This is a genomic window from Amycolatopsis rhabdoformis (genome assembly GCF_035918295.1).
Classification (GTDB): domain Bacteria; phylum Actinomycetota; class Actinomycetes; order Mycobacteriales; family Pseudonocardiaceae; genus Amycolatopsis; species Amycolatopsis rhabdoformis.
In genome coordinates this window covers 4317624-4329285 of record NZ_CP142149.1, presented here as the reverse complement: position 1 = coordinate 4329285, position 11662 = coordinate 4317624, and the positions used below count along the sequence as shown (strand labels likewise).

The 11662-nt window shown below is 73.1% G+C and carries 13 protein-coding genes; 3 read left to right on the top strand and 10 right to left on the bottom strand.

Features of this window, described 5'->3' with window-relative positions; genetic code table 11:
• Nucleotides 1-12: 12 nt before the first annotated feature.
• Complete coding sequence (locus VSH64_RS19770) at nt 13-468, bottom strand: hypothetical protein (protein ID WP_326837109.1); 456 nt, start codon at nt 466-468, stop codon at nt 13-15.
• 61 nt (nt 469-529) lie between these two features.
• On the opposite strand from VSH64_RS19770, the gene VSH64_RS19765 reads away from it, so the two are divergent.
• Entirely contained in the window at nt 530-1357 is an 828-nt protein-coding gene (locus VSH64_RS19765) for an alpha/beta fold hydrolase (RefSeq protein ID WP_326837108.1), read from the top strand.
• Between the two features lie 26 nt (nt 1358-1383).
• Here VSH64_RS19765 and ku read toward each other — a convergent pair whose 3' ends face one another.
• From ku to VSH64_RS19725, 8 genes are all read right to left on the bottom strand, one after another.
• Nucleotides 1384-2328 (bottom strand): non-homologous end joining protein Ku, encoded by a 945-nt coding sequence (gene ku / locus VSH64_RS19760; protein WP_326837107.1) that lies wholly within the window; start codon nt 2326-2328, stop codon nt 1384-1386.
• A gap of 140 nt (nt 2329-2468) precedes the next feature.
• Nucleotides 2469-2888: a DUF6292 family protein gene (locus VSH64_RS19755; RefSeq protein WP_326837106.1), complete on the bottom strand. Its 420-nt coding sequence runs from the start codon at nt 2886-2888 to the stop codon at nt 2469-2471.
• Nucleotides 2889-3179: 291 nt separating this feature from the next.
• Nucleotides 3180-3554 (bottom strand): response regulator, encoded by a 375-nt coding sequence (locus VSH64_RS19750; RefSeq protein WP_326837105.1) that lies wholly within the window; start codon nt 3552-3554, stop codon nt 3180-3182.
• Nucleotides 3551-4978: a PAS domain-containing sensor histidine kinase gene (locus VSH64_RS19745; protein WP_326837104.1), complete on the bottom strand. Its 1428-nt coding sequence runs from the start codon at nt 4976-4978 to the stop codon at nt 3551-3553. The genes VSH64_RS19750 and VSH64_RS19745 overlap by 4 nt, the downstream gene beginning before the upstream one ends.
• A 43-nt stretch (nt 4979-5021) precedes the next feature.
• Nucleotides 5022-5411, bottom strand: a complete 390-nt coding sequence (locus tag VSH64_RS19740; RefSeq protein ID WP_326837102.1) for an ATP-binding protein — start codon at nt 5409-5411, stop codon at nt 5022-5024.
• A gap of 70 nt (nt 5412-5481) precedes the next feature.
• Nucleotides 5482-6132, bottom strand: coding sequence for a response regulator transcription factor (locus tag VSH64_RS19735; RefSeq protein WP_326837100.1), 651 nt, complete (start codon nt 6130-6132; stop codon nt 5482-5484).
• Between the two features lie 103 nt (nt 6133-6235).
• The gene (locus VSH64_RS19730) at nt 6236-7324 is read right to left on the bottom strand and encodes a carboxylate-amine ligase (RefSeq protein WP_326837099.1); all 1089 of its coding nucleotides are present in this window, start codon (nt 7322-7324) and stop codon (nt 6236-6238) included.
• A gap of 19 nt (nt 7325-7343) precedes the next feature.
• Complete coding sequence (locus VSH64_RS19725) at nt 7344-8543, bottom strand: peptidase dimerization domain-containing protein (RefSeq protein ID WP_326837098.1); 1200 nt, start codon at nt 8541-8543, stop codon at nt 7344-7346.
• A 129-nt stretch (nt 8544-8672) separates the two neighbouring features.
• On the opposite strand from VSH64_RS19725, the gene VSH64_RS19720 reads away from it, so the two are divergent.
• Nucleotides 8673-9608, top strand: a complete 936-nt coding sequence (locus VSH64_RS19720; RefSeq protein WP_326837097.1) for a hypothetical protein — start codon at nt 8673-8675, stop codon at nt 9606-9608.
• A gap of 362 nt (nt 9609-9970) precedes the next feature.
• Nucleotides 9971-10936 (top strand): FUSC family protein, encoded by a 966-nt coding sequence (locus VSH64_RS19715; protein WP_326837096.1) that lies wholly within the window; start codon nt 9971-9973, stop codon nt 10934-10936.
• A 13-nt stretch (nt 10937-10949) separates the two neighbouring features.
• Here VSH64_RS19715 and VSH64_RS19710 read toward each other — a convergent pair whose 3' ends face one another.
• Nucleotides 10950-11654, bottom strand: a complete 705-nt coding sequence (locus VSH64_RS19710) for a TetR/AcrR family transcriptional regulator (RefSeq protein WP_326837095.1) — start codon at nt 11652-11654, stop codon at nt 10950-10952.
• Nucleotides 11655-11662: the final 8 nt, after the last annotated feature.

The window sequence follows — 11662 nt, the reverse complement described above, 5'->3', positions numbered from 1 at the left end:
GGTTTCGCGTCCTCAGCCGCGCGAGTTCGGCGTGGCTTCGTGCCCCGCCAGGCCCGGGGTCCGGTTCTCGCGCTTCACGCGCGCCTCGGCGAGGTGCCGGACGCCGCGGGTCAGCTCGCGCACGCGGGTCTCGTGGTCGTGGAACTCGCGGTAGTACGTGGCGTCGTACTCCTCCACGATCTGGAACGTCCAGCGCCCGTGCAGCACGTTGCGGCCCAGCAGGTGCTCGGCGAGCCGGTCGGCGTGCTCGGCGTGGCCCGCGTCGCGCAGCAGAGCGATGCCCTGGCCGAGCTTCTCGTCCGCCGAGCCGGTGAGCTGGTGGAACGCGTAGAGGTGGCCGCGGGCGATCTCGACGGTCTCGAGCGCCTCGGTGATCTTGCCGACCGCTTCGAGCGTCGCGCGGTCGGGTTCGAGCTGCTCGGCCGCGGTGTCGTCGAGCCGGAGGTCGGGGTGCGCGTCTGAGTCCATACGCCGAAGTACCCCGGCGACGCGCTTCCCTCACACGTCGCGGGCGCTAGAGTCGCGCCGCATGGGGACTTCACACGATCTGACGCTCGCCGACGGGCGTGTGCTGCGCGTGCACGACAGCGGCCGCGGCGAAGAGCGCACCGTGGTCTGGTTCCACGGCACGCCGCAGACGGGGGCGCTGCTCGCGCCGGTGCTGGCGGCCGCGAACGCCCGCGGGATCCGGGTGATCTCCTACGGCCGCCCGGGCTACGGCGGGTCGACCACGGCGCCGGGCCGCACGATCGGCTCGGCGGCCGGCGACGTGCGCGAGCTCGCCGAGGCGCTGGACCTGGAGCAGTTCGCCGTGGTCGGCGCCTCGGGCGGCGGCTCGCACGCGCTGGCGTGCGCCGCGCTGCTGCCGGAGCGCGTGACCGAAGCGGTGGTCTTCGCCCCGGTCGCGCCCTACACCGAGGAGTTCGACTGGTTCGCCGGCATGGCCGACCCGACTTCGCTGCGCGCGGCTCAGGAAGGCCGGGAGAAGCGGCTGGCCCACGGGCTTACGCACGAGTTCGACCCGGAGAGCTTCGTCGCCGCCGACTGGGCCTCGCTCGAGGGCGACTGGAGCACGCTCGGCGCGGACGCCGGAGCCGCGGGCTCCGCGAGCCCCGACGGTGAGGTTGACGACGACGTCGCCTACGTGTCGCCGTGGGGCTGCGACCCGGCCGAGGTCCACATGCCTGTGCTGCTGGTGCAGGGCGGCGCCGACCGGGTGATCCCCGCGGCCCATGCGCGCCACCTCTCGGGGCTGCTGCCCGACTCCGCGCTGTGGCTGCGGGATTCCGACGGCCACATCTCCGTGCTGGAGGCCCTGCCCGCGGCGCTCGACTGGCTGCTCGACGACGACGCGTGACTCCTGTGTGACTCCCGGGTGGCAGCTCAGGAAGCTTCTTCCAGGGCCCGTTCGAGATCCGCGCGCTTCATCTTCGACCGGCCCTTGATCTCGCGCTCCTTGGCCAGCTCGTCGAGCTCGGCCTTGGTGAGGTCACCGAGCTTCGAACCCTTCTTCGCTGCTTGCTTCGACTCCTTCTTCGGCCGCCGCTTCCCGTTTTTCACACTGCGCTGCAGGGCCTCGAACAGGTCCACCACCTGCGTCGGCTCCGCGGCCTCCTCGGCCGGGGTCACGGTGTCGCCCTTGCGCTTGGCCTCGATCAGCTCGTGGACGCGGTCGGTGAAGGTGTCGTGGTAGTCGTCGGGCCGCCAGTCCTCGGTCATGGCCTCGATGAGGTTCACGGCCAGGTCGAACTCCTTGCCGCGCGCCGGCGCCTTCTCCGGCAGGTCCGGCAGCGTCTTCTCGCGGTCGCGCAGGTCCGCGGCGAAGTGCAGCGTGTCGAGCAGCATCACGCCGTCACCGGCCCGCACGAGCGCCAGGTACTCGCGCCCGCGCAGCACGAACTTGGCCACGCCGGCCTTGCCCGTCTTCGCCATCGCCGCCAGCAGCAGCGAATACGGCTTGTCGTAGTCGCCGTCGGCGGGCGCGAGCCAGTAGGTGCGGTCGAAGAACATCGGGTCGATGTCGGCGAGGTCGGCGAACGCCTCCACGTCGAGCGACCGGCTGCGCCCCGGCGCGATCTCGTCGAGCTCGTCGGGTTCGACGAGCACGTAGTCGCCGTCGTCGAGCTCGTACCCCTTCACGATCTCGCCGAGATCGACCTCCTCGCCGGTGCGTTCGTTCACCTTCCGGTAGCGGATCCGGTCGCTCGTGCCGCGCTCGAACTGCCGGAAGTGCACGGTGTGGTCCTCGATCGCGCTGTAGAGGCGCACCGGCACGGTCACCAGGCCGAGGCTGAGCGAACCACTCCACACGGGTCGTTTCGGGGCCATCACGCACTCCTTTCCCGACCGGGGAGTACCCACTCGCCCGCCCGCTCTCACGTCGCCCGGCGGCTCGGCCGGGTGAGGCCGGCGGCCGGCCGGAGCGGGTCACGTGGGGACGGCGAGTCGGCACCGAGTGGGCCGGCGGGTCAGGTCAGGCGGGCCAGCAGGTCGTCGTGGTCGCCGGGCCGGCGCAGCCTGCGCGGGTCGGGCCGGCCGATCGAGTGGTCGGCCGCGTGCAGCGCGCCCAGGAACCGCGCGACGGCGGCGGGTTCGGCGAGCACGTCGTCGCCGTCGAGGTAGGCCAGCACGATGAGGTCCTCGCCGCAGGCGGCCTCGATCGCGGCCGACCAGCCGTGCACCTCGTCCCACAGCAGCGCGAGGTCGCGGTCGGGGAAGCGGGCGAGCCGGCGGTCGAGGGCGACGTAGGCCGACACGGGCACGTCGAGGTCGACCGTGCAGGACTCCAGGCCCACTCCGACCGCCTCGGCCACCCGCCCGAGATAGCCGCGCAGCGCGCGGTCGAAGCGGTGGTCCACGCCGAGGTCCGTTTCCACGAAGCTGCTCACGCCGGAACCCTTCTGTCGCCGAGGTGGGGATCGCTCTGGGAGGCGAGCACCGGCTACCCCGTTCCCGGCCTCCTCACACGCCATTTTCGCGTGACTTTCCCACCACCAGGGCGATTCCGCCGCAAATGGCTCCGTTCGGCGGCAGCCGGTCCCGCCGACCGACACGCGCGGCACCGGCGGGACGGCGCTGCGGCAGCCCGGCACACGGGCAACTCGGCGACCGGCGAGCCCGCGCCCTCGGCAACGCGGGAACCCGGTCACGGGGCCGCGGAACCGATCGCCACCCGGCCGTCAGCGTCCGGCGAGCCGCCGCACCGCCTCCACGATCTCGCGGTTCGGCACACCCTTCGCGAGGTACTCGACCGCGCCGGCGGTCTCCATCGACGCGATGGACGCGCGGTCGGAGTAGGCGGAGAACGCGAGGATCGCCGTGTCCGGGCAGCGCTGCGCGATCTCGCGGGCGGCCCGGACCCCGCCGCCGCCGGGCATGCGCACGTCGAGCACCGCCACGGCGGGCCGGTGCTGCTCGGCCAGCGTGATGGCCTCGTCGGCGTCGCGGCCGACGCCGACGACCTCGATGTCGGGCTGCCCGTCGAGCACGTCTCGCAGCGCGTCGCGGATCAGGTCGTCGTCGTCGCTGATCACCACGCGCAGGGGGCCGGTCACGGCTGCGCGTCCGGGGCGCTCGGCAGCCAGAATTCCACGGTCGTGCCGGCGCCGGGCGAGCTGGCCAGCGACCACCAGCCGTGGGCCGCCTCGGCGCGTTCGCGCATCTCGATCAGCCCGAAGTGGTCCCGGCCGGGGTCGGTGCCGGTCACGGCGGTGCCGACCCCGTCGTCGGTCACGCGGAACAGCGTGCCCTTGTCCACTGTGGACAACGAAACCTCCACTCGCGAGGCGCGGGCGTGCTTGTGCACGTTGGTGAGTGCTTCCTGGCAGATCCGGTACCCGGTCACGGCCGCCTCCGAGGTCGGCTCGGCCGTGAGGTCGTGGCGCAGCGTGTAGTCGAGGCCCCAGGCGGGCAGGCTCTCTTCGAGGTGGCCGGTCAGCGCGACCACGAGCCCGTGGCGGTCGAGGTCGGGCGGGCGCAGCCGGGACACGAGCGTGCGCAAGCGGCCCACCGCGGCCCGCACCGACTCGTCGAGCGCGCGGACGCCCTCGCGGTGTTCCTCGGGCAGCCGGTCGGCCAGCAGCTGCAACCGCATGCCGACGGCGACCATCGACTGGATCGAGTCGTCGTGCACGTCCCACGCGATGCGCCGGCGCTCCACCTCCTGGGCGTCCACGAGGTGACCGACGAGGCGGCGCCGCTCGCCCAGCGTGCGTTCGGCCGTGCGGCGCTCGGTCATGTCGCGGGTGACCTTGCCGAAGCCGCGGTGGCGGCCGGCGTCGTCGTACAGCGCGGTGATCACCACGTTGGCCCAGAAGCGGGTGCCGTCCTTGCGGATGCGCCAGCCCTCGTCTTCGAGACGGCCTTCGGCGAGCGCGGTTTCGAGCTCCCGCTCCGGCTTGCGGGCGATGATGTCGACAGCGGGGTAGAACACGGAGAAATGCTGCCCGATGATCTCGTCGGCGCGCCAGCCCTTGATGCGCTCGGCGCCGGCGTTCCAGCTGATGATGTGCCCGCTCGTGTCGAGCATGAAGATGCCGTAGTCCACCACGTCCTGCACGATCAGGCGGAAGCGTTCCTCGCTCTCGCGCAGGGCCTGCTCCGCCGCGCGCCGCTCGGTCATGTCGCGGGTGACCTTGCCGAAGCCGCGGTGGCGGCCGGCGTCGTCGTAGAGCGTGGTGATCACGACGTTGGCCCAGAAGCGGGTGCCGTCCTTGCGCAGGCGCCAGCCTTCGTCTTCGAGGCGGCCTTCGGCCAGCGCGGTCTCGAGCTCCCGCTCGGGCTTGCCGGCCGCGATGTCCTCCGGCGGGTAGAACACGGAGAAGTGCTGCCCGATGATCTCGTCGGCGCGCCAGCCCTTGATCCGTTCGGCGCCGGCGTTCCAGCTGATGATGTGCCCGCTCGTGTCGAGCATCAGGATCGCGTAGTCGAGGACGCCCCGCACCAGCAGGCCGAGGTCCTCCCGCGGTGAGTCGTCCATGCTCCAACTCTGCCCCATTTCCGTGCGCAGGGCAGCCGCCGGTTCACCCACGGGGTGACAGACCGAGCTCACACCACACGACCTTGCCGGGCGTGGCGGGGGTGACGCCCCAGCCCAGGGACAGCTCGCGCACCAGCCGCAGGCCCCAGCCACCGTCCGGGCCGGCCGGGCGCGTCGCGGGCAGCACCGGGCTGTCGTCGGCGACCTCGACCCGCACCACCGCGCCCGCGTGCCTGAGCCGCAGCAGGGGTTTGCCCGCACCGTGTTCCACGGCGTTGGTGGCCAGCTCGGTCACGATCAGCAGGGCGTCGTCGGCCACGGCGCCGAAGCCCCAGCCGGTGAGCGTCGCCAGGGTGAAGTCGCGCGCGAGCGCGAGACCGGCCACCGAATCCGGCAGCGGGCACTCGGCGTCGATCGGCGCAGGGACCTCCACGGGCCCACTCTGCGCGAACCGGCGCGGGCGCGGCAGACGCAGATCATCTCCGTGCCCTGACGCAGCTGCATCAATCCAGCAGGCCCTCGCGCCGCGCGAGGGCGACCGCTTCGAGCTTCGAGCGCGCGCCGAGCTTCTCGAGCACCCGCTGCACGTGGTTGCGCGTGGTGTTGCGGGTGACGCCGAGGCGGTCGCCGATCTCCTCGGTGCTCGCGCCCTCGGCGAGCAGTTGCAGCGTCTCGCGCTCCCGCGCGGTCAGCGTCGAACCGTTGCCGCGGGCGCGGCCGGTGAGCCGGTCGAGCACCCCGGGCAGGAGAGCCGCGTCGAACACGACCTCCCCTTCGGCGACCCGCTGCACGGCCGACTCGAGCTGGTCGAGCGGCGCCGACTTGAGCAGCAGCCCCCGGCCGCCGGCCTCGGCCACCCGCGCGGCCACGGCCGCGGTCGCGTCGCCGGTGATCACCAGCACCCGCGAGCCCAGCGCGGCGAGATCGCCGATCACGGCCACCGCGTCGCCGTCGGGCAGCCGCCGGTCCAGCACCACCACGTCGGGCCGCAGCCGGGCCGTGTCGGCCGTCGCCGCCTCACGCGAACGCGCGCGCCCCACCACGGAAAGCGCAGGAGATCGTTGCAGCGCGAGCTCGAGTGCCTGCGCCACCATGTCGTGGTCTTCCACGAGCAGCACCCGCACCGGACCGGCGTGCCGGGGCTCGACAGGCATGTCGCTGCCTTTCGTGTAATGCCGGGGACTGGGGCGCGGGGCTTTAAAAAGCTGACCACTCATAGTAACGGCCTTGTCCGGGCTCCGCGCTGTCGAGCCGCGGTTACGTCGCCGGTCTTGTGCCGCCAGGGCACACGGCGAAGTGGTCGACTACATCGGTGGCGCGGCAGCGGGTGGTGAAAAGGCGGCGCTGGCGGTCGGCGCCGCCGCCGTCGTGGGTGAGGCGGGCCAGGCCCGTTTCGACGAGGGCGGTGTCGCCGGTGGCGGTGAGAGCGGGGCCGCAGAACGCGGCCAGGCGGGCGAGGACTTCGGCGGTGGGCCGGGGATCGCCGGTGGTGGGGTCGGGGCAGTGGCCGGTCACGCCTTCGCGGGCGGCGCGCCAGAGCCGGCCGCGCAGCACCTCGTTGGACAGGTGCGGGGGCTCGCCGGCGTCGAGAACGGTGGTCACGAGCGCGCGGCACAGCACGGCGAGCAGCGTGGCCTCTTCGGGCGTGGCGGCGACGTCGGCCACGCGGAACTCGATCGTGGGCTGCTCGTCGGACAGACGGACGTCCCAATAGACCATGCCGCGGTCGAGGATCGCGCCGGCGCGAAGCCACGCGTCGACCACGCCTTCGTAGTCCGCGTGCGAGGCGAACCGGGGCGGCGGGCCGGCCGAGGGCCAGCGGGTCCACTGCTGCTGGCGCCAGCTGGCGTAGCCGGTGTCGAGGCCGTCGGCGATCGCCGAGTTGGCCGTGATCGTGAGCAGCGCCGGCAGCCACGGCCGCACGTGGCCGAGCACGCGGGTGGCCGTCTCGGCGTCGGGGATGGCCACGTGCACGTGGCAGCCGCAGGTGAGCGTGGTGCGTGCGGTGGCGCCGAAGTGCGCGGCCATCCGCTCGTAGCGCGGGTGCGGGGTGATGGCGGGCAGGTCGGTGGAGGCGACCGGCGGGGCGGCGCAGGGGAGGATCCGCAGGCCGCGCCGCCCGGCCGCGTCGGCGAGCGAGGCGCGCATCGCCCGCAGCTGCTCGATCGCTTCGGCGGGGGTTTCGCAGATGCCGGTGGCGGTTTCGGCCTGGGAGCGGGTGAGCTCGTGCTGCAGATCGCCGGGTGTGCTGTCGTCCGCGGAGTCGAGGACCGCGCCGGCCGCGTGCGCGGGACGACCCTGGTCGTCGACGACCAGGAACTCCTCTTCGATCCCGAAGGTGCGCATGGCGGTCCTTTCCGGGGCTTCAGCCGGTGCGGGTCTGCTCGGTGCGGCATTGGTCGGAGAAGAGGTCCCAGGCCTGGCTGACCAGGGCCTGGTGGGCGAGCAGGTCGACGGTGGTCCGGCCCAGCGCCGCGGCGGCGGCGAGCAGCACGGCGCGGGCGCGGGGTGACGCGGCGGCGGCGGTGAACTCCGGCGTGCGCTCGGCGTGGCCGGGGTCGAGGATCGCGACGAACGGGTGGATCGTGGGTACGAGCAGGCTCACGTCGCCGACGTCGGACGAGCCGGGGAACACCCCGGGGTCCGGCGGCGTCGCGTGGATGCCGCGCGCGGTGAGGTGGCGGGTGAACCGCGCCGAGAGCACCGGGTTGTCGCGGAAGTGGGCGCAGCCGGGGCCGAGGCGGTCGGTCTCGGCCTTCGCGACGGTGGCCAGCGCCGAGCCTTCGGCGCACGCGGTCACGCCGGACACGAGCTCGTCCAGCGCCGCCGTGGTCGGGGCGGACAGGCCGAACCGGGCCTCGGCGACGCCGGGCACCACGTCGGTGGACTCGCCGCCGCGGGTGATGATCCCCTGCACGTGCGTGCCCGCCGGCAGGCGCGCCTGCAGAGCGGCGACGGCGGTGAAGGTCTGCACGAGCGCGGCCACCGCGTCCACGCCGAGGCGGGGCTCGGCGGTGGGGTGCGCGGCGCGGCCGTGCACGATCACGCGCACCTCGGTGCGGGCGGTGAGCGGCGCCCAGGTCCAGGAATGCGTGCCGGGGTGGAACACGAGGGCGGCGTCGACGTCGTCGAACACGCCGGCGTTGGCGAGCGTCACCTTGCCGGTGGCCGGTTCCGCGGCGGGGCAGCCGACCACGAGGATCGAGCCGCGCTCGTCGCCGGCCACCGCCCGCGCGGCGAGCGCCGCCCCGAGCCCGGCCGCGGCGACCAGGTTCCGGCCGCTCGCGTGGCCGAGGCCGGCGACCGCGTCGTACTCCAGCAGCAGTGCCACGCACGGCCGGCCTTCGCCGTGGCGCGCGGTGAACGCGGTGGGCAGGCCGGCGACGTCTCGCGTCACGGTGAATCCGGCCCCGGCCAGCTCGCCGGTGAGCGTGCGGACGGCTTCGTGCTCGGCGTTCGCCGGCTCCGGCGCGGCGTGCAGCGCGCGGGCGATCGACCACAGCCGCTCGTCCAGCCGCTCGATCTCCTGGTCGACCCGCTCGTGCCGGGTTTCGTCGGCCTCCATGCGCCACACATACCCGCCCGGAGGCGATTCGATTCCGGCGGGGTCGGTGAGTGGGTAATTCGGCCGTGTGGCCGGCGCGGTCGGTGGGGAATTGTCGACGGCACAGCAGCCGAGCGGGACGGAGCAGGCATGACAGCGGGAAGTTACCGGGTGAGCTCGCCCGAGGTGCAGTCGATCGTGTCGAATGTCGAGAGCTTGGGCTCTTCGGCGTTGTCCTCGACGCGTGACCTCGAGTCACTCGTGATCGACGCGCTCTCCTTCGCCGGCATCGGCAGCGGGGTCGCCGCGGCGAACTCGGCGTTGCAGTCGCAGCTGGTGTCCTCGCTCGGCAAGTTCGTGAGCCTGATCGGCGAGGTGAGCGGCAAGGTCCAGTCGGCGGTGCAGGGGTACCACGACGCGGACCAGGCGGTGGCGCAAGGACTCGGCGGAGGTACGCAGGCCCAGCCGGCGGCCGGTGCTGCCGGCGGGGGTGCTGCCGCTTCGGGTGGCGCGGCTTCGGGTGGTGCCACGGTTCTGGACGACCGCGTCGTCGACTCGATCATGCGCTCGGAAGGCGCGACCGGTGAGCAGGGCGGCGTGCCCGAGGCCTACGGCTTCCGCCAGAACATGCACAACGGCTACGACCAGATCATGGCCGCCCGCAACCAGTACGGCATCGGCAGCCCCGAAGAACACGCCGTGGTCGCCGGCCTCATGACCGCCAACGCGCGCCAGGCGGGCGCCCTCGACTTCACCGACGCCGGCACCCAGGCCGCCGTGATGTCCGGCGCCCACATGCGCGGCGCGGGCGGCGTCCGCGCCATCCTCAACCACATGGGCGGCGCCGACCTCGTCCGCAGCGCCGGCACCCTCGACCCGGCCGCCGTGCAGCACATCCAGGGCCTCACCCCCGAACAGTTCCAACAGGACTTCCACGACGCCCGCCTCGAATACGACCACCAGATCTACGGCGGGACGACCACCACGCAGGGCGGCCACACCCAGAACTGGTGGGACCGCTACGGCAACGGGCTGACTCAGAGGTACGACCGCGAACAACAGCAGTTCTTGGGGTTTTCGCAGTAGTTTCTGCCCCGCCTTCGGCAGGACTGTGTTTTTGGCCCGGCCTTCGGCGGGGCGTGCGAGATCGCCTTCATGCCGGCTTCCGGATCGGGCGGTCGAGATCGGCCGGGGGCCGATCGGACCGCCCGATCCGGAAGCCGGCGCGATCTCGCTGGTGGGTCGCCTGGCTGGGTCGGGTTGGGTTGGGTTGGTGTTCTCTCGACGGATCCCGGTGCCGGCTGGGTGGGCGGGCGCTCGCCGGCGGGGTGGGTTGCGTGATCCGGGCCGGGGTCGGTGTGGTTTGGACGGATCGCCGGCGGGTGGGTTGTCTGGGCCGCGCCGGGGTGGGGTTGCTGGACGGAAGCCCGGCGTCCGAGGATGAGGGGATGGCGAGCAGCGGAGGGCGCGTCCGGGAGTTGGTGCGGGCGGAGGGGCCGTTCGCGGTGCGGATCGTGGTGACGGCGGCCGTGGCGTGGCAGGTGTGCGTGTGGCTCGGGGCGCGGCAGCCGCCGGTGTTCGCGGTGGTCGTGCCGCTGGTGTCGCTGCGCAACGATCCGTACACGACGCTCAACGTGTCGCTGGCGCGGCTGGCCGGCGTGGTGTCCGGGCTGGCACTGGGGATCGCGGTGCTGCGGGTGCTGCACCCGTCCACCCTGGCGCTGGCGGTGGTGCTCGCCCTCGCGCTGGCCGTGGGGATCGTGCTGCGCATCGGCGGCACGCTCAACATCCAGGTCGCCGTGTCGGCGCTGCTGGTGTTCGCCAACACCGACCCGGACTCCTACGCGGTTTTCCGCCTGTGGCAGACGGCCGTCGGCGCGGTCGTGACCGTGGTGCTCGCGCCCCTGCTGCTGCCCACGAACCCGGCGCGCGCGTTCGTGGCCGAGCTGAACGCCACCGCGGCCGACCTGGCGCGCAACCTGCGCGCCCCGGCCGACGAGGAAGCCGTGCGCGCCGTGGAGACCCGCGCCCGGGAGCTGCCCCGCAAACTCGCGGCCGCCACCAAGGCCGTGCGCGGCCACCCGGTGTGGCGACGCACCGAACCCGCCCGCCTCGCACCGCTGGCCCCGCTCGCCCGCACCGCCGCCGACATCGGCACCCTCGTGCGCATCCACTTCGAGGACACCGCCGAGTTCGCGGCCCGCGGCGAACCCACCGACACGACCGAAGTGGCCACTCCGCTGGCCGACGCCGTCGAAGCCACCCTCACCGGCACGCCCGACCCCCCGGCCCTCGCCACCGCCGAAGCCGCCCTCCTCCACAACGCCACCACCGACGGCACCCGCCTCGGCGCCATCGCCCGCCGGCCGTTGCGCCGCATCATCCTCGTCCTGAAGGAGCCACCGGCGGCGTAGGACCACAAACCGGTTACACGAACGGCAGCGACCGGTACCAGATCTGGCCGATCACCGAACCCAGGTCCTGGATGCGTTCCGGCCGCGGCGTCACCGGCAGGAGTCCGATGTGGACGTACGCCATCTGCTCGATCAGCGACCCCAGTGCTTCCGCGTGCAGTTCGTAGTCCGTCACGCCGATCACGCCGCTTTCGTGCAGTCGGCGCAGCCAGCGTTCGGTGCGGTGCACGAACCCGGAGCGCACTTGCAGCCACAGGCGCAGAAAGCCCTCGTTCTCACTCGCCGCCGCGGCCTCGCGCATCACGCGCAGCAGGTGGCGGTTGCGGGCGTACGAGTGGAGGTACGCGACGGTCTGGTCGACGAGGTGGTGCTGCTCGTCGCCGGAGCGGGGCGCGGTGGCCGACGCCGCGGCGAGTTCTTCCAGCGCCGGTTGCAGCGCGGCGAGGAAGATGTCGTCGAGGCTGGTGAAGTGGCGGTAGAAGTTGCCCTGCGCGGTGTCGGCGCGGTTGGTGATGTCCGAGACGCGCGTGCGGGTGTAGCCGTACTCCGAGAAGCACGCCGTGGCCGCCTGCACGAGCTTGTCGCGGGTCTGCGCGCCGCGTTTGTTGGGCCGCTTGTCCACGGCGTCGGGCTGGAGCGCGGCGATCAGCTCGCGGACGCGCACGCGCGCGGCCTCCGCCCGGTCCTCGCCGGTCGTCTCCTGTGTGGAACTGCTCATCTGCTCAC